Origin of the sequence: Proteus hauseri (genome assembly GCF_004116975.1) — a bacterium.
Taxonomy (GTDB): Bacteria; Pseudomonadota; Gammaproteobacteria; order Enterobacterales; family Enterobacteriaceae; genus Proteus; species Proteus hauseri.
On sequence record NZ_CP026364.1, the window covers coordinates 1,927,698 to 1,946,598 of the forward strand.

General features: G+C 35.1%; 19 protein-coding genes. 11 read left to right on the forward strand and 8 right to left on the reverse strand.

Going from position 1 to position 18,901, the window contains the following annotated elements; genetic code table 11:
* Positions 1-4 precede the first annotated feature (4 nt).
* Genes PH4a_RS08855 through PH4a_RS08875 form a run of 5 tightly spaced genes read left to right on the forward strand, consistent with a single transcriptional unit; the run spans position 5 to position 3,454 of the window.
* The gene (locus PH4a_RS08855) at positions 5-739 is read left to right on the forward strand and encodes a fimbrial biogenesis chaperone (RefSeq protein WP_064718695.1); all 735 of its coding nucleotides are present in this window, start codon (positions 5-7) and stop codon (positions 737-739) included.
* 15 nt (positions 740-754) lie between these two features.
* Positions 755-1,231 (forward strand): hypothetical protein, encoded by a 477-nt coding sequence (locus tag PH4a_RS08860; protein ID WP_064718696.1) that lies wholly within the window; start codon positions 755-757, stop codon positions 1,229-1,231.
* Positions 1,224-1,751: a fimbrial protein gene (locus tag PH4a_RS08865; protein ID WP_064718697.1), complete on the forward strand. Its 528-nt coding sequence runs from the start codon at positions 1,224-1,226 to the stop codon at positions 1,749-1,751. The genes PH4a_RS08860 and PH4a_RS08865 overlap by 8 nt, the downstream gene beginning before the upstream one ends.
* A 9-nt stretch (positions 1,752-1,760) precedes the next feature.
* Positions 1,761-2,276, forward strand: coding sequence for a fimbrial protein (locus PH4a_RS08870; protein ID WP_129039220.1), 516 nt, complete (start codon positions 1,761-1,763; stop codon positions 2,274-2,276).
* Between the two features lie 8 nt (positions 2,277-2,284).
* The gene (locus PH4a_RS08875) at positions 2,285-3,454 is read left to right on the forward strand and encodes a hypothetical protein (protein ID WP_129039222.1); all 1,170 of its coding nucleotides are present in this window, start codon (positions 2,285-2,287) and stop codon (positions 3,452-3,454) included.
* A gap of 97 nt (positions 3,455-3,551) precedes the next feature.
* On the opposite strand, the gene PH4a_RS08880 is transcribed toward PH4a_RS08875, so the two are convergent.
* The 4 genes from PH4a_RS08880 to PH4a_RS08895 are packed head-to-tail and all read right to left on the reverse strand — an operon-like array spanning position 3,552 to position 8,466.
* On the reverse strand, positions 3,552-4,613 hold the full coding sequence (locus PH4a_RS08880) for a fimbrial protein (protein ID WP_064718700.1): 1,062 nt from the start codon (positions 4,611-4,613) through the stop codon (positions 3,552-3,554).
* Positions 4,614-4,622: 9 nt separating this feature from the next.
* On the reverse strand, positions 4,623-7,130 hold the full coding sequence (locus PH4a_RS08885) for a fimbria/pilus outer membrane usher protein (RefSeq protein ID WP_244212952.1): 2,508 nt from the start codon (positions 7,128-7,130) through the stop codon (positions 4,623-4,625).
* A 19-nt stretch (positions 7,131-7,149) separates the two neighbouring features.
* Positions 7,150-7,830: a fimbrial biogenesis chaperone gene (locus tag PH4a_RS08890; RefSeq protein ID WP_129039224.1), complete on the reverse strand. Its 681-nt coding sequence runs from the start codon at positions 7,828-7,830 to the stop codon at positions 7,150-7,152.
* Positions 7,831-7,887: 57 nt separating this feature from the next.
* The gene (locus PH4a_RS08895; RefSeq protein WP_129039226.1) at positions 7,888-8,466 is read right to left on the reverse strand and encodes a fimbrial protein; all 579 of its coding nucleotides are present in this window, start codon (positions 8,464-8,466) and stop codon (positions 7,888-7,890) included.
* A 996-nt stretch (positions 8,467-9,462) separates the two neighbouring features.
* Here PH4a_RS08895 and PH4a_RS08900 point away from each other — a divergent pair.
* Complete coding sequence (locus PH4a_RS08900; RefSeq protein ID WP_129039228.1) at positions 9,463-9,669, forward strand: hypothetical protein; 207 nt, start codon at positions 9,463-9,465, stop codon at positions 9,667-9,669.
* Between the two features lie 84 nt (positions 9,670-9,753).
* Here the strand turns inward: PH4a_RS08900 and prfH are convergent, their stop codons facing one another.
* The 4 genes from prfH to deoC form a co-directional block, all read right to left on the reverse strand.
* Positions 9,754-10,365 (reverse strand): peptide chain release factor H, encoded by a 612-nt coding sequence (gene prfH, locus PH4a_RS08905; RefSeq protein WP_129039230.1) that lies wholly within the window; start codon positions 10,363-10,365, stop codon positions 9,754-9,756.
* Positions 10,366-11,502, reverse strand: a complete 1,137-nt coding sequence (locus PH4a_RS08910) for an RNA ligase RtcB family protein (RefSeq protein WP_129039232.1) — start codon at positions 11,500-11,502, stop codon at positions 10,366-10,368. It abuts the gene before it with no gap.
* A gap of 325 nt (positions 11,503-11,827) precedes the next feature.
* Positions 11,828-12,604, reverse strand: a complete 777-nt coding sequence (locus PH4a_RS08915; protein ID WP_129039234.1) for a DeoR family transcriptional regulator — start codon at positions 12,602-12,604, stop codon at positions 11,828-11,830.
* 57 nt (positions 12,605-12,661) lie between these two features.
* Positions 12,662-13,330 carry a deoxyribose-phosphate aldolase gene (deoC, locus tag PH4a_RS08920; protein WP_064718707.1) on the reverse strand — a complete coding sequence of 223 codons (669 nt, stop codon included), beginning with the start codon at positions 13,328-13,330 and terminating at the stop codon, positions 12,662-12,664.
* Positions 13,331-13,507: 177 nt separating this feature from the next.
* On the opposite strand from deoC, the gene rbsK reads away from it, so the two are divergent.
* The 5 genes from rbsK (at position 13,508) to PH4a_RS08945 (ending at position 18,683) form a co-directional block, all read left to right on the forward strand.
* Positions 13,508-14,437 (forward strand): ribokinase, encoded by a 930-nt coding sequence (gene rbsK / locus PH4a_RS08925; RefSeq protein WP_129039236.1) that lies wholly within the window; start codon positions 13,508-13,510, stop codon positions 14,435-14,437.
* A 251-nt stretch (positions 14,438-14,688) separates the two neighbouring features.
* Positions 14,689-15,600 (forward strand): N-acetylmuramic acid 6-phosphate etherase, encoded by a 912-nt coding sequence (gene murQ / locus PH4a_RS08930; protein WP_129041862.1) that lies wholly within the window; start codon positions 14,689-14,691, stop codon positions 15,598-15,600.
* Positions 15,601-15,643: 43 nt separating this feature from the next.
* Positions 15,644-17,008, forward strand: a complete 1,365-nt coding sequence (locus PH4a_RS08935) for a PTS transporter subunit EIIC (protein ID WP_129039238.1) — start codon at positions 15,644-15,646, stop codon at positions 17,006-17,008.
* Positions 17,009-17,039: 31 nt separating this feature from the next.
* The gene (locus tag PH4a_RS08940) at positions 17,040-17,891 is read left to right on the forward strand and encodes a MurR/RpiR family transcriptional regulator (protein ID WP_129039241.1); all 852 of its coding nucleotides are present in this window, start codon (positions 17,040-17,042) and stop codon (positions 17,889-17,891) included.
* Positions 17,892-18,683 (forward strand): sulfite exporter TauE/SafE family protein, encoded by a 792-nt coding sequence (locus PH4a_RS08945; RefSeq protein WP_129039243.1) that lies wholly within the window; start codon positions 17,892-17,894, stop codon positions 18,681-18,683.
* Positions 18,684-18,901 lie beyond the last annotated feature (218 nt).

Sequence of the window (18,901 nt, forward strand, 5' to 3'; positions counted from 1 at the left end):
CACAATGAAAAAAGAACTTAAAAATACCGTTATTTCGACTCTTTTCATCTCATTAATGGGGGTCTCTACTGTTGCTCAAAGTGCAGTAACTTTAGATAGAACTCGAATTATTTTTCCGGGTTCTGAGAAGTCTATTAATATTACTATTCGCAACGATAATCCAACGCTTCCTTATTTAGCTCAGACTTGGATTGATGATTCTAATGAGAAAAAACTCACCACTGGGCCATTAATTGCGACACCGCCTATTCAGCGGTTAGACCCTAAATCATCAAGTATTGTTCAAATCAGTACAACACCTTCTATTGCGTCATTACCACAAGATAGGGAGTCTGTTTTTTACTATAACTTACGTGAAGTACCACCAAAATCTGAAGAAGCGAACGTGTTACAAATCGCCTTGCAAAGTCGCGTAAAACTGTTTTATCGCCCAGCAGGTATTTTGTCTCAAGCAGATAGCATGTGGTTTCATGGCGTGACCTTAACGCCATCTGCTAAAGGATATACTGTTAATAATGTGACACCATTTTATTTAACCGTTATTGGGTTAGCATCAAGCCAAAAAACGGCTGAAACGGGTGCATTTGATGTAGTTATGATCCCACCTAAATCAGACCACGAATTTGCTATGGCAAAAACGACAGTTCCTTATATGACTATTATTAATGACTACGGCGGAAAACCAACACTGAAATTTAAGTGTGATGCAGCAAAATGTACTGTAGAAAAAGAAATGTAACTTAAGGAATAAGAGATGAGCTCCCAGAAATTACGTTATTTAAAAAGTACATGTTTATCTGTGATAATTTTATTATCTGGGAGTTATGTCTATGCAGAGAACATTTCTATTGATGAAACAGTAGATTTATCATCGACTAAAAATGTTCAAGATATTTATGAAAATAGAAATAGTGGTTATTTATATGTGACGGCGAATATTATAAGTTCACCTTGTGATTTTATTGATTATCATATTAAGAGTTATCGCCCAAAAAATAAATTTCTCTCTTATGATGCATTTCTTATTACCGCTAACTTATCTCAGTGTGGTGCTGGTAATTTATTTGTAAAGGGTATGTCACCGCCAACACCAATAAATCTTTCATTTATTGAGTATGATCACGTGCTATCACGGCATAAATTCTTATTACAAAATGGTAGAAATTCACTGCAATTTGAAGCGCGTGAATTAGGTGCTCATAGCTATTTAATGGAGATTTATTATGAATAAGTTAATTTATCTATTATTGCCATTATGTAGCTTTACTAGCTATAGCAATGCAGGTGGTTCATTAGATATCTCTTTTATGGGAAATTTGGTATCAACAGGCTGTAAATTACCTGAATCACCTTATAACTTAGAAGTTCAGTTGGATAAAATAAGCAGTAAATATCTTTACGAATATGGTCGTTCTCAATCCATTGATTTCTCAATTCCAATTGTTGACTGCTATGTCAGTGATTTAAACAAAATGATTTCAATAAAATTAAATAGCAATAGCCTCGTAACAGATCAAGGTGTGAGCTATTTAAAGACGGAAGGGGGCTCTAATATTTTATTAGGCTTACTTGATAGCAATGATGCAGCGATAAAGTTCAATGAAAAAATTGATATGTCACGCGTAATGGTAAGTGGTAAAGATGAACAAAATTTACTGAATTTTAAAGTTTATGCTAGGCCTCCTATTACTGGTGATTTAAAAGAGGGTGCATTTTCCTCTACCATTACATTTAATATTGATTATCAATAGGGAGCGATAATGAAAAAAAGAATAATTGCGCTAACCCTTGGCCTATTATATGTGCCTATTTCATCAGCTGAAATTTATATTACAGTTAATGCACTGTTAGTTAATCCCGCATGTACAGTAACAGATGACAAAGGGGCAAAAGAATTATTTATCGATTTTCAAAATGTGGATGTTAATGCCGTGGTAAAAACACCACCAAGAAATTTTGATGTATTAATTAAAGATTGTAACCTCAATAAAATGATGAACTTATATCTTTCTCCTAAAGATAATGGTTATTTTTCTTATAATGGCATTGATGTATTAGCCACAACAACAGACCAGCTGGGAATAGAGTTTTCGGATATTACCAGCGGCAAGCGTAAAATTAATGTTCAACGTTATGAACGTATTACACCAATTCTTAGCAGCAGCAATTCAGGGAAGATCTCACTAAGCACACAATTGGTTGCAAATAAACCGGGTACAGAACTAAAAATGGGGCCATTTACCGCCAATGTCTCGTTATTAGTTGATTATAATTAGAGGTTAGTATGAGTAAACATTATTCATTGTTTGGAAAGATAAAAAAATTAGGTATTAATCTACCTTTAATTATAATTGGTGCAATTTCGTTAATTAATTCTGCACAAGCAGCTAGGCCTAGCGGTCCGTTAATATATGCAGCGAAAGCGGTATCATCAACAGATGGGTATTTAATTGATTTAAGTAAGCAAAAAGCAACAATTTTTAAAAATCCTACAGTAGCTTCTGATGGTACTTTTTTTTATCAGGTTGGTACTACTTTTGAAATAAAAAATACAAGTAGTACTAAAGGTGGTGTAGAAAGAATAGGTAATGCCTATTGTAATGGTGGTGCTATTTTTAATAGTGGATCAGGTGCTCAAACTTCTAGCTATACATCTAATTCTTATCATCGTGTGTTTATGTATATGCCTGTAATGCCTTATACCATTAATGGCCGTAAAGTTTATCAGCTAAGCTACAATACTTTTTTAACCATTGACCTTTCAAAATTACCAGGAATGGGACTGGGGTGGATCCGGGCTTATGGTCCTTATTGTAATGAAGCCAGTAGATTTGATGGTGGCACAAGAAAAATGAGTGATTTTTATGCTCACCTTCCAATAGAAATTAATATTTATATTAAGAAGAAAAATATCGATGGTGTCACGGTCATCCCATCAACGGATTTTGCCGGTTATACCAGAGCATTTAGTAATTTTAGAAATGAATCGGAAGTTTTTTCAAGATTACCAGGATTTATGGCGATACAAGATGTTACGGCACCAATGAGATTAAAAGGTGCAACAATTATTTCGCCGGCAGAATGCCGAACAGATATAGGTGGTAGTTTAATTATTAATCATGGTGTATTAAATGCAGAAAAATATGATAGTCGAATAGTTAAACCGATTAATTTCTCTTGTGATCACGCTATTCCAACACCAGTTGAATTTGAATTACTTTATACTAAAGATAATGATTCACAGCAGCGACTGCCATTAAAAGTAGATGGTACAAATAAAACTATTTACAGTAAAATTCAAATGATTGATGCGGAATCTGGGAATAAGGGACAACACTTTATTTCAAAAGTAGGGCAATATAAACAAATTCAAATTGAAAGTATATTGAAAGGTGAGAACGCCGATGGCGGTAACTATAGTGGTACTGCGGTATTAATTGCAGCTTATCCTTAATTAATACCTTTGGTTTATTAATAAGCGCTATTAAATTATCTTTAATAGCGCTTTTTTCATTGAATATCGTATTTTTTAATTTCTAATAATTTTTATCTTAATTAAATTCCAGTACAAAATTAGCTGAGCCATTCACTTTACCGGGTTTAACTTCATCACCATAACGAAAATATTCAGCTTTCAACGGTACACTTGTTGTGCCACTGGTTAAATTTGCTAGCTTAACAAATTGATTATTGACTAATCGTGTATCATTGCTCAAGGGTGATGAGACAACAAAGCCAATACCTTGTGCATTATCGCGACTACCTTCATTATCGGCTTTAATGACCGATTCTTGACCTTCATAACTTGCTGTATTGTTCGCCATTAGTTTTATTTTGGCTGAAACATTACCTGTACAATTAATTCTTAAATTATCTTCTGCATAAGCTTGTTCAGTTGGAAAACCAATTTTAGGAAATGCCGATGTTGATATTCTAGGAAGGTTCATAACAAGATCCGTATTTTCAGCGCTACATGATGTTGGTGCACTAATAATATTAACAGAAAGACGATAACTAAAACCTACTGCTGTTGTACCACCGCCTGAATTAAAGCGATTAATTAATACTGAGCCAATATATTGGGTAGTAAAACGTTGTGACTTAGGATTATCTTTAGTGGCATAGACAATAACTGTCGCATCTCTGGAATAGAGCTTATTGTCATTTACAGGGATCTCCTGTCCTGGCTGACTTCTAAAAGAGAGCTGTGTTTTATTATCAATTAGCACATAAGCATAATCATCTAATCCAACAATAGGAGCATTACGAACAACATAATAAGCAGGTCTGCCATCGATATCCATATAGTAGGTTGGTATAACACCACTAGCTTCACTATAGGTGGCATAACCATAAATTTCTGCGCCATCAGGACAATCTGCAACAGAAACGTCATAGCCATCTCGTACAAAGGTAAAACGGCCTATTTCTTGGTTCTTTTTAATTGAACCGGTTAATTCAACAGTACCTGCTTTTGCATCCATTGTACCGTGTTTAATACCGCCATTATTAACGCAATTTGGTGCCGCATAGCTATAAAACGAGGTCGAGGATAGACCAAGTATAAAAGTAAGAAATAATAAATTATTGGTTTTCTTTTTACTGTTAGTCATTTTATTTCCTTATTTACACTCAGTCGTTAAGATATATAACCCATTGGTTGATGATTCATTATTTGCATTGTAATTGGCATGGCAACGATATGTTTTACCATCAGATTTCCAAGAAACCTGAATATCACCTTGTGGTTTATCTGCAATAAAATAAAGCTGATTAAAGTTAGCGACTAATTGTTTTTCTGTTTGCCCAATATCTGCTTGAGCACCCATAGGGATAATACTGTTATCAGGTGTTTCTAATGTGAGTAAGAATTTAAATCCTTTTTTAGCATCAAAGTCAGCAAGAATTAATGCACCTTTAGTTGGAATAACATTACTAATAATGTTATTCGTAATTTCAGTATCCGCTGGTATAGATTGAGTATCAATGCTAATACTGTTTTTCTGATACGGAGACATCCCTGAAATAACTGCTAAACCACGACCATTGGTTTTGACTGACTGACCATTAATAATTTCAACACCTGCTGTATCTTTCGTCAGAATCAAAGCATTAGTTTGTTGTAATGATGGGGCAAGTACTGCACCATATTGTGTCGCGACTAAAGCACCACTTATTCCGTAGTTAAAGTTTTGTCTATCTTTTGAATATGAATAACCGGCATTTACAATAGCACTTGATGTTTTATAAGAACCGTTTAATCCACCACTATAGTTAACACCTTTATTACCATAACCTTGATAAACATCCCAGCTTGCTTGATTTCTGTCACCATAGGTTCCACTTAAACGAGCGGTATGCAAGGTTTGGTCATTATTATTAGTTGAGACAGCATAGTTTGCCCACACATAGTTTTCGTGCCATGTTAATGGGATACTAATATTCATGCTTAAGTCATAAGTGTTTTTATCATTATTATCGAATCGATTACCATCGTAATAAGTATAATAAATGCTGTAGCTGATTTTATTTATAGAGCTATTAAAACCAACATTATAAGAGCTAATATTCTTGCCATCAGCATACTTATATATAATAGAGTTTAAGTTTATTGATGAGTTATTTGAAAATAAAGGTTGGCTAATGGACATGGTATATTCATTTTTTAATCCATCATTCACCTGATATTCTTTATCTTTGTACTCCATGGCATCATTGAAGTTAAGAAAATTAGCATCAAAATGGCGATAACCCACTACTGAAACATTGGTATTGGTTAACTCAATATTTTTTGAATAATTAACTCTAAAGGCATTACCATTTAAAGACTCGTCATGATTAACGGTTGATTTTGCATAGAGCCAATCTGCGGTAACAGCACCATAACTCCCCAAGTTAAGGCCACTACCGAAGCCAAAAGATTGATATTTCTCAGCAACCAATAAACCGCTATAAAGTGTGACGTAATCCGTTAAACCATAATAAGCTTCAGCTTGGGTTAAATAGCTACCGTCACCACTGTTGTGACTGTCGTATTTACCTGTTGAAAAGCTATATTTTATTTCACCTTTTCGCTCTAGGCTGGCTATAGAAGAAAAAGGCACGATGAAATTCTTTTCTGAGCCATCAGATTCTTTCACATTAACATATAAATTTCCCCCACTACTCATTGGGGAGTAATCCACTATATTAAAAGGCCCTGCGGGAACACTCTTTTTATAGATAACTTGCCCATTTTGCGTAATGGTGATAATTGATTCTGAATTAGCAATTCCAATAACACTAGGGGCATAAGTTCTATTTTGATAAGGTGTCATTAGGCGATCTGTCATTAGCTTTAAGCCACGGTATTTAACAGAGTCAAATAGTTGGGATGAGCTGTAAAGGTCTCCTAATTGTAATTCACTTTTTAAGGTATAAATATCTCTAGAAAGAACATTACTTAATGTATTCCAATGGCTTTCACCATTTTCATTTTTAGCCCATGTGGAATAATTATAGAAACGCCATGCATCAAAGTTAACTTGGCTTTGAATATTACCATAATAGCTGTCGTTAGTTTTGCCATCGCTACGACGATTAAAAGATGAAAATGAATAGTTAACTAAAGCTGCGGGAATACCAGAATCCCAATTATTTACTTCGTTCAGTTGAATTCTATTCTCGTTAATATATTTTTGTGGCACAGTCAAAACATACTGGCTTCTGTTTAAATCGAGTACACCCACAGCGTGCTCAATAAGACTAATATTAACAAATTGATCATCTTGATTAATCAGTTGGTTGGGAATATCAACTCCGGCTTGATACCACTCATCTGCAGTTAATAATGGCACTAGAATTTTTTTATTTTCAGCATCATCCATCAATGCAAATTCAACTTCACGATTGAAAATACGATTTTTATTAATAAAAAAATCAACATGATAATAGCCAGGGGCAATAGAAGATTCTCTAAATACACTGAGATCTTCGTTAGTAATCTGTTGTGAGCTACCTTCAATATTCAATAGATTAGGTGGATAATAATCATCTGCTGAAGTATTGAAAGAGGTAAATAAACCTCCCGCTATCAATAAATAGAGTGAAGATTTATTAAAATAATTATCCATTCCCTTTTCCATTTTCATCTTAAAATAAATCTCTTAGTTATAATTTGAAATCAACTGGAACACCTTTGCCAAAATCATCAATATAAAGCAGTTGTATCTTGCTTTGATTATTGGGTGTTTTATTGGTTTTTATAACAGTTTCAGATTTGGGGGGGAGATAACCAGGATTTTCTTCAATTTCACTATTATTAATAAATATTTTTCCGATATTTACAAAGAAAGGTGAATTATTAACAACAACTAAATTGCCATTTTTTACTGACCACTTGAGTGCTTTTACTTCTTCTTCAACATTGATATTACTAAGAGATTGCGGGCGATAAATTAGTTTTATTTTATTAGTCATAGAATAACGTAAAACATTTTCTAAATTCTCATTGCTTGGGGCAACAAATTTTACATTAATCCAATACATCGATTCGACATCATTGGGTAATGTCGTATTTTTAGTCACTTGTAGTGTATTTTTTTGCTGTGCAACAAGTTTTAATAATGGCGGTGTAATAACAAAACTTTGTGTGACTTTGCCATTAAGATCTTCAATCCAAGATTGTAATAAGTAGTTGGTATCTTTATCGGTATTAAATGCAACAAAGCCTTCGTTATTACTCTGTTCATTATAAATAACACGTGTTGTTTCTAAGCCAAAGCCTGCGAAGCTTGATGTTACTGTGCTAAATATAAGTCCTAATCCTAAAAGTGCTCTTTTAAAAGACATAACGATGACAACCTTTATGTAAAAACGCAGGTTAAAATATTAACCTGCGTTTAATTATTATTGATAAGTAAGAGTGTAATTCAGTGTTGCATCAGCTTGACCTGCTGAAACGGTGTTTGCTGTACTAATATATTTAGCAACAAACTCAGCCGTCCAAGAAGAGTCGGCACCTTCTACATCAATAGATTCAGTTTTACTTCCGTTAATAATCAAAGGAGTGGATAGATTTTTAGCGTTATAAATACGGATGCCTACGTTTTGCGCAGTTTTTGAATCGGCTGGATTATCTAATGCTAAGGTTTGGTCAGAGCTACTATCTGCTTTACCATCTAATTTAAGTGTTACTTTCCCAACAGGTGGACAGTTTTCTAGCGTAATTTCAATTTTACCATTACCATTTTCGCCACCAACTTCAGAATCTTTTCCACTAAATGCACTCGTAGGATAACGACCCATTAATACGTTCGCATTAGGTGAGTTAGTATCGTTAATATCAATGATGCAAGAAGAAGAATAGATTAATCCTTTAAAGGATAAAGTACCTGATTGTGTTTCAGCGGCTAATACACCTACACTTGTTGTCATTGCTGAAACCAATAAAGTGATAGGCAGAAGTTTCTTTGTCGAAATAGTCATTTTATGACCTCTATAGATTTATATAAATAGTAGTTGTTTTCTCAATGAAAACAGATTAGGTGCTATTTAATTTAGAGATTAACTTACTATTACCAATTATAAATCTAGTAAAGTCACCTGAATATACAAGTGCTTTAAACAGATAAATTAAATAACAAGATATAATCTTTTATAAAATAGCTTGTTAGCATTAATTATTAAATAAAGCTCATATTTAGATATATTTATTGATTTATAATTAATGCTGGGTTCTTTATGGCATTAAAATGGGCTTATGTGAAAGGAGTTTAGTGATTTTATTGAATGATGTCTTAAAGACAATGTTACAAAATTTTCTTATAAAAAATCTGAATTCATTAATAATGTAATGAATAATGCATATATATAATTAACACTTTCAACGTGTTACGTTAATTTATGATAAGTATTCTATTATAATATAGTTTAACCTTACTTTATGAGTAATATATTTAGTTACAAATACGGAGTCATTTAATGTGTTAAGATGACCAAGATTTTAAATGATATTGTGTTAAGTTAAATTTTTATTCATTAATAAATTATCATGCTCATTAAATAATAGTCTAAAAATGATTTGTTTTTTTATCTTTAATATAAAATAGTTGTACAGAAAACAAATTAATTAGAGTGATTATACTTTTTTCATTCTTCTATATAGTGTAAAAATACTTATTTCTAATGTTTCTACTATTTTTTTCTATCTAGAGTATGTCAAGATTGATCTAATAATTGAATAATTGAATAATTGAATAATTGAATAATTGAATAATTGAATAATTGAATAATTGAATAATGGTTTGATGTTTTGCGTAATATTTTTTAAAATTGTATTTTTCTTTATTTAATTGAGATGAATTATCGTTACTATTTTTATTCACTATAATTAATTCAAGTAATCGCTCATTTTCAACTTTTTTCTTTTCTAATAGGTAAGGCGGAAGGCAGCTTAGATTTAAATAGGTGTTTTTACCTTGTATGACATACATATACTCAATCATATTACACTATTTTCTGATGTTACTTGGCCAATCATGGGGAAATATCATCGTGAGTTTATCGTTATCAATAGACGTGTTCTTTGCACCAATAATGGACATCTTAATTAAAGCGAGTGGTGACAGTTATGATAGTGTGTTTATTTTTATGATTGTGGCATTAGCTGCATCTGCAATTGTGATGTGATTTAAAAATCTTATTGCAGGGCATTTTTGTCTTTACAAAGCCACGATTAAAATCGTGGCTTTGATTTTGTTATATCAATAATACTTATTTAGTCGTTGGGACAAAATCGTTACCTGAAAAACACCGTGCTGCGTTTCCACGAATAACGCGATGATGAGCAATATGGCGCTGACTATTTAATGAGGCTTGTTGTTTCATCATATAATTATCTAAATGCCATGCAATAAGTTGTTTAGCCAGCTTTTTATTGGCATGTTGGCTACGTTCTGATTGTACTTTTACACTAATACCTGTGGCGATATGTGTGGCTCTTACCGCAGATTCTGTTTTATTGACATGCTGACCTCCGGGACCATTAGAACGCATGGTTTCAAACACAATCTCGTTATCGTTAATTTCATTCGGTTGCTCAAAACAAGCGACACCAATAAACCAATTTTTACGTTTGTGCTTTGGTCTTAAGGTGCTTGCACATTGCCATTGCACTGAACCTGTCCATTGTTGAACAATAGATTGTGCATCAGTACCTTCAATAGAAACTAAGGCTGATTTTAAACCATAACGAGAAGGTTCTTTTTCAAGTACCGCGATTTTTACTTGTTGCTTTTCAACCGATTTTAAAAAGTAGTGCAACGCTTTTTCAACGGCTACACAACACTCTTCAGGCCCTTGAGCTGAGGAAAATTGTAATAACATTTACGCTATCTCCCCACTGGTTTTGTAAGTTATCAGTGGTTTTAAACGTGCGATAACCTCGATTAAACCTATACTCACCATGCTTTCTACCACGGTTTCAATCGATTTATAAGATTGAGGTGCTTCTTCATAAATCAATTGTTTATTGGCACAAATAACGCGACTGCCTAATGATGTGCGAGAAAGCTGCAATGGTGTAAAACGATGAGATAAACGGCCTTTGCATTCTGTACGCATCCATTTTCGACCCGCGCCATGAGGTAACGAATTTAAGCTTAAATCAGAAGCAATGGGCTTCACAATATAGCTATAGTCACCACGAGAACCAGGGATCACGACGAGATCATGGTGTGCAGGCGTTGCCCCTTTACGATGTAACCAACCTTGTTGACCATGCAATTCGCAAGGCTCAACCAAATTATGGTTAACATCCGCAATAACATGACCATGAGTATGGATCTGTTGCATCATTCTTTCGCCAATTAATTGACGATTAAGTTCTGCATAACGAAGTGCATCGTTATGAGCGAGCAAATAATCGCTTGCCATATCAGTGTCTTGTTCTAAACCCTTATGGCCGAACTGCTCAGTGTGGGATCGTAAAATAGATTGTCCTAATCCACGAGAACCACTATGCACTAATAACAACACCTGTTTTTTATTAATACCACTTTGTGCAAACAGGGTTTCATTTACAACTTGGTCAATTTGCTGAAACTCAGCAAAATGATTACCACCACCAATAGATCCTAAAGAGCCTGCGAAAGGATGATTTTGTCTCTGTTTTGGCAAATTTTCTTCTAGCCATTCAGAAGTGGCGATATCACTCATTTGGCTTAATTGTTTTTCCAGCTTATCTAAATTGAGTTTATTGTTTTTAAATTCGGTCTGAAATAACGTCATACCACAGCCAATATCATTACCAACTAAAGCAGGGTAAAAGCGGTTAACAGAAAAAAAGGCTGCGCCAATAGGATAACCACGGCCGGGATGCAGATCTGGCATGCCAGCCACATAAGCCATATTAGGGAGTTGAGCAGTAATTTCTAATTGTTGGATTGCTTTGCTTTCAATCCAAGTATCATCTGACGCGATATAACAAACACGGTCAGATAAATAATGAACACACTTGTCCATATACCAATCCATATAATGTAAAGGATAAAAAAATAAATTGATTGGCGGACAGCAAAAAGAAGGAAAAAAGAATTACTTCTGAGATTGTCCGCAAAGAGTATTCATATTAATTGTTGTCATGGGATACCTCCTTGCAGTTAAGTGAAATGAGTGTTTAATAAAAAATCGGGGGCATAGTAACCACTTTTTTTTGCTTTGGCAATGGAAAACGAGTTTTGTTTATTATTGATTTTTGGAGAAGATAAAAATAAAAGTAGATTATTTTATTTAAGTTTTACTTTTGTTAACTAACTATTCTAGTTAATGATAAAAACTAAACGGAAAACTAATAAATAACTTTTACTGAGCTTTTTCGACAATAATTTTCATAGTCATCCGTTAATTTTCTATCGGTAATAACAACATCAAATAGCGCTAAATCGCCCATATTTCCTGTTGCTGTTTCATCAAAGCAGTGATATTTCGTTAATAGGATTTTACGAATAGATTTATCCATCGCTTTTTTCTTCATATATAAATCGTCGATGTTGTAACAGGTAACACCAAAATCGAGGTGTACACCTTCAGCGGAGATAAATGCTTTTTTAGGATTAATGCTATCAAGATAAGAAGGTTGAGTTGGGTTATAAAAAGAGTCACTTTTAGGGCGGTATTCTCCACCACAGAGTAATACGGTGGCGTTTTTTTTCTGACTTAATGCAAGAAATACCCGATGTGAATAACAAATTCCCGTGAAGTGAAGGTTATCTGGGATAAGCTCAATTAGAGTGGGAATAGATTGGCCATTATCGAAAAATAACACATCCCCCTCTGAAACCATGCCCGCAGCAAGATTAGGAATATGTAACTCTTGGGTTTGATCTGGCGTAATAATATCGGACGATGTTGCTATTAAGCCAGCATGAGGTTGTGCTAATGCAACAATATAACCACCAAGCAGCGACATCGGAAATGGGTTTTCTGAATCCGAATTTAAATCACGTCGGATAGTCATTTCTGAAACTTCAAGGATCCTTGCGGCATCTTTAAGATGTATGCGACCTGAGCGTTTAATACATTCACTGAGGCGGCGCAAACGTTCGTGCTGTTTGGTCTCTATCACCGAAGGATCCTTGTGTTAATTAATTGCGTGCACCGAGAAAATGCACGCTAACTATAATTAGTAGTTTGATTCTGGTGCATCTGAATCTGTTGCAATAGCCACACTTGCACTAGCACCAATACGTGTTGCACCGGCTTTGATCATATTCAGTGCAGTTTGGCGATCACGAACACCACCAGATGCTTTTACACCAATTTCGTCACCGACTGTTGCACGCATTAAAGCAACATGATGCTCTGTTGCACCCATTGTACTGTATCCTGTTGATGTTTTCACAAAATCAACGCGGATCTCACGACACATTTCACAAACTAAACGTACTTCGTCATCAGTTAATAGGCAAGTTTCTAAAATAACTTTCAGTGTTGTGTTACCACAAGCCGCTTTTACTGCTTCGATATCTTGTTTTACAAAGTCTAAACGACCGCTTTTTAACATACCGATATTGATAACCATATCAACTTCTTGTGCACCTTGGCGAATAGCTTCAGCTGCTTCAAATGCTTTAGTTGCTGTTAAACCCGCACCAAATGGGAAGTCGATAACACAACAGACTTTAACATCACTGCCTTCAAGGCAAGTTCTTGCTAAAGGGATATAAGAAGTGTTAATACAAACAGAGAAGAAACCGTGTTCTACAGCTTCAGCACACAATGTCTTGATTTGTGTTTCAGTTGTATCTGCAGCAAGAAGGGTATGATCGATATAATTAGCTAATGGACGCATAGTGTATTCCTTAATAGAAGATTGTTATTTATCACTCATGTGATTTTGGCAACATATTAGTGCTGTTCTAACACGATAACAATCACAAATGATATTTAAATAACATGATATTGTTATACACCTATCAAAATGTAACTTTTATAACATTATTAATTTCACATAAGAGTAAGAGGCGCTATGGATATTGCAGTGATTGGTTCAAATATGGTGGATTTGATCACCTATATAGACCGTATGCCAAAAGAGGGAGAAACCCTTGAGGCGCCGGCATTTAAAATTGGTTGTGGTGGTAAAGGCGCAAATCAAGCGGTTGCTGCTGCAAAATTGAATTCAAAAGTGATGATGCTAACAAAAGTGGGCGATGATATTTTCGCAGATAACACCATTATGAATTTAGAGTCTTATGGTATTAACACTCGTTATGTGGAAAAAGTACCCGGTACCACAAGTGGGGTTGCGCCTATTTTTGTGACTTCCAAATCATCAAATAGTATTTTAATTGTGAAAGGTGCCAATCAACATTTATCACCAGAAGATATTGATAGAGCGGCAGAGAGCCTGAAAAAGTGCAAAATTATCGTATTGCAATTAGAAATCCCAGTTGAAACGGTCTATCACGCCATTGAGTTTGGTAATAAACACGCAATTCCTGTGTTATTTAACCCCGCCCCCGCTTCAAAAACGTTAGATTTATCTATTGCTGCTCAATGTGATTTTTTTGTTCCTAATGAAACAGAACTTGAAATTTTAACTGCAATGCCAATCACCACAATGGATGAAATCCGAGATGCGGCTAGCTTTTTGCTGAAGAAAGGCTTTAAAAATATCATTGTGACATTAGGTGAAAAAGGCGCGCTGTGGATGAACGGCGAAATAGAGAAATATATTCCAGCAATAGATGTCGATGCTATTGATACCAGTGGTGCCGGCGATGCTTTTATTGGCTGTTTCTCTCACTATTATGTGCACACAGGTAATATTGAAGAGGCGTTAAATAAAGCAGTTATGTTTTCAGGATTAAGTGTTGCAGGTAAAGGGACGCAATCGTCATATCCGAGTATTGAAGAGTTTGGCTTATTTTTATCGAATAAAAATAATTCTATTTAATTGCTAAAGTAACTGCGTTTAATTCTCCTATCTTATTGAGATAGGAGAATATAAAAATAATAGTGCTATCAAATTTAGTTTTGAAAAAACTGCATTAATGCGAGATGTTGGACAATTTCTTACCTATCAAAATATTTTTTCATGAATTTTTATAGTGTGATTAAACTCACAAAATAGTAACAAGTTTAGTTGAAATAAAATTTCACAAGATGTATTTTTGTGTGAAATTTAATTTCATTAAGGTTGTTGCGATGAAAGATGATGCATTGAGCCAATGTCTTATCAATGAGAGTAATCAAGAAACAGCTCAGTTTTCTGAGTTAACAGCATTAGAATTAGTCACCTTGATAAACAGCGCTGATATGACAGTGGCACAAGCAGTGCAGAAGGTGTTACCTGCCGTTGCTCAAACAGTGGAAGCCATTACTGAGCGATTACAAAAAGGTGGACGTATTTTTTATGTTGGTGCGGGTACCAGTGGTCGATTGGCTGTTTTGGATAGCGCAGAGTGTCCGCCTACTTTTGGCGTATCGCCAACACTTGTGCAAGCTATTATCGCTGGTGGGCATGATGCAATGCTAAAAGCGGTTGAAAATATTGAAGATAGCCAAAGTGCCGCAATTGAAGAACTCCATCGCCGTAATGTGAGCGAAAAAGATGTTGTGGTTGGTATTGCAGCCAGCGGTCGAACACCATTTACCGTGGCAGCATTGCGATATGGCAAAAAAATTCACGCACTAACCGTGTCTATTACTACACGCGGTAAAAGCATCATGAGCGATATTGCTGATTTTTCAATTGCTCCTGATGTTGGCCCTGAAGTTTTAACTGGGTCAACCAGAATGAAAAGTGGCACAGCACAAAAGATGATTTTAGGGATGTTAAGCACCAGCGTAATGACTCGACTTGGAAAAGTGCACAAAAATCTTATGGTTGATGTTATTGCGAGTAACGAAAAGCTTCAACGACGCGCTGAAGGTATTGTGAGTGAAGTGTGTGGCATCACAGCAGAAAAAGCCGCAGAGCTGTTAAATATGGTTGATTATCATCCACGAAAAGCCATTTTAATGTATGAGTTACACCTTAGCGTGGATAAGGTAGAGCAGATCACACAGCAATACCCTTATCGTTCACTACAACAACAACTTGCTCTATTTAACTAATAACAAGATGAGTCACTACTCTTAAACTCTAGCAGGCACACTTATGGCTAATAAAATAGAACACCTAGATACATTAGCATTAGAAATAGAAAAACAAGCCGGTGGGTTTCAAAATATCGCAACCTTAACCCATTGTATGACCCGTATTCGTTTAATTTTAAAAGAGGGCTCACTGTTTAATTCAGATGCGTTAAAACAGGTTGAAGGCGTTAAAGGTGTTGTTTTTAATGGTGAACAGCATCAGGTTATTGTCGGAATGGGAACCGCAGCAAAAGTTTATTCTATTATGAATAAGCGCATGCAAAAAAATGCAGAAAATAGCGACGAAGAACCGGCGTCAACACCAGTGAAAAAAGGTTTTTCAATTCGCCGTACATTGAATACGTTGGCTGCTATTTTTGTTCCGACTATTCCAGCATTAATTGGCTGTGGTTTGATTATGGGGCTAATTAATATTATTCGCTTAGTAGCTCCGGGGTTAGTCGAACAGTTTCCTGAGTTATTTAAATTATTTAAATTAATTGGTAGCACCGTATTTGCTTATCTTTCTATTATGATTGGTATTAATACGGCAAAAGAATTAGGTGCATCAACCTCTATTGGTGCAGTAATGGCAGGGTTACTGGCGATGCCAGGGCTTGCAGATATCACTTTATTGGGTGAAAAATTACAGCCAAATAGCGGCGGAATTTTTGCAGTATTAATGGTTGTGGTGTTCTCTTCAAAATTAGAGTTATGGTTTCGTAGCATTGTTAAAGAAAGCCTCGATCTTATTTTAACGCCATTTGTCACTATTCTAGTTTCTTCCCTAGTAGCGATAATGATTTTCCAACCTATTGGTCATTATCTTAATCAGTTATTGGCACAAGGTGTGTCGTTGTCGTTATTAAATCAAGGTGGCGGTGCTGTTGTAACGGGTGCTGCTTTAGGTGGTAGCTTCTTATTTTTATTATTAACAGGGTTACACCAAGGTTTAATTCCTATTCATACTGAGATTTTAAATACCTTCGGGTTAAATTATTTATTCCCTATTTTAGCCATGGGGGGAATGGGACAAGTTGGTTCTTGTTTCTGGGTTTATTTACGTACTAAAAATCAGCGCTTAAAGAAAACATTAATGGGTGCATTACCTGTGGGAATTTTTGGTGTCGGTGAGCCATTATTATTCGGTGTGTCATTACCACTAGGAAAACCGTTTATCGCGGGTTGTATTGGTGGTGCTGCTGGGGGTGCATTAATGGCTTATTTCCAAGTGGGCATTATTATTCCATTTGGTACTGCGGGTTTATCATTAATTCCTTTAGTTGGTGATGGGCAAATCACTAAATTCTTAATTGCCGTATTAGGGGCGTGGGTTGTTGGCTTTATTGCCAGTATGATCATCGGATTTACAGACCCAGAAAAGTAAGAAAAAAATCGATAATAAAAAGGATAACAGCATGTCTACAGTGACAAAAAAGCTTGAAAATTTACTCATGCAAGGCAAAGGAACTGAACAGCGTATAGCGCATTATTTACTGGAAAATAGCGAAAATATTGCCAGTATGAATGCGGCAGAGCTTGCGCTTAAAGCGGGTGTTAGCAGTGCCTCTGTTATCCGATTTTCTCGCCAAATGGGATATAGCGGTTATCCTGAATTTAAAGTTGATTACCTTTCAGAAGAAAAACAACAAAAAAACAATGGCGATGTACTTTATGGAAATTTAGCTAAAACAGATACGACAGAACAGATTATTGTTAAAACAGGTCACTTATTTACCAGTGCAATTCAGGATTCATTAGCATTATTAGATGCGAACACTATTGATGTGTTAGCTCAAAATATGGTGTCGGCAAAACGTATTGTTTTATTTGGTATAGGCGCATCTTCGGTGGTTGCGAGCGATATTTTTCATAAATTAATTCGAGTAAATAAAAACGCCTTATTTAGCCCCGATTTGCATGCTCAATTAGCTTATTCTGCCAATTTATCTTCCGATGATTTAGCCATTGCGGTGACAGCGAGGGGAAACACGGTTGATATTAACCGTATGCTAAAATCAGCAAAAAAAGATAAGTGTTTAACTATGGCGTTAACTCGTTTCGGTCAAGATGAAGCAACACGACTTGCTGATTATACTTTGCCTTATTTCTATGATGAGCAGCACTCCCAATTAGGTGTTATTACTCCTCAAGTTTTACAAATGGTGGCATTTGATGTGCTGTTTTTTAAATATATGACATTGGTAAATGAGCAAGCAGAAAGAGCCTTATTAAAAGGACGACAAGCTGTTATGCAGGGGAATCAGTAAATGTTATTAGTCACCATATTAGCTGTTGGTGCGGCAATTGGTTTAATTATTAGCACAACAGGTGTGGGTGGTGGTGTTATTGTTTTACCCGTTTTAACTTACTTTTTTGGTATGGATGCATTAATGGCTGTAGCAACCGCTAATTTGCTCTCTATGCTAATGAAAGTAACTTCTTCTTACATGCATTTTCGTTTAGGTAATATTCCTTTTAAACGCGCCTTAATAGTATTAGGAATAATGCTACCAAGTACCTTTTTAGCCAGTATATTCGTCAATTATTTAGGTTCATTAAATGAGTATCAGCAGCAAGTCGAATGGGGAATCAATGCGCTGGTAGTTGCTGCGATAGTTTTTTCTCTATTTTTGTTTATTCAGCGTATGTTTTTTTCATTACCGACTAAAACCGTTAATGATAGTGCAGAACTTGTACCATTAAATATTCGGGCATTGTTATTACCGGCGATAAGTGCAGGTGTAGTATTAGGTGCAACGGGGGTCGGTGGCGGGGTTGTCGTGCTGCCTTTGCTTTTGCGTTATGCCAATCTCTCTATTAAACAAGCCATTGGTACATCTATTTTTACCACAACACTATTATCGGGATCTTCAGCATTAGCTTATATGCAAGATGGCCACACTGATGTTCATCTTGCTCTGATGCTTTTTTTAGGATCTTTAATCTCAATTCCGCTATCAAAGTGGTTACTTACCCGAATGCCTGATCGCGTATTTCAATATGCCACGCTTTTTTTAATTATTTGTAGTGCGGTGATGATGTTAGCTAGATTATTTTGATATTTAATGTATCTATAATGTTAATAAAAAATAACTTTAATAAATCGTTATAAATTAAATCTTATAAAATTTATCGCTATTTTTTATATTTAATAATTAATCGAGATAGATTAATAAGATAATGGCCATAATATATTGCTATCATTTTTTTAGTGTTAACAGTATGTGCTTTTCGCCATTAATTTATAACTAAAACTAGTTTTAGCTATAAATAGATA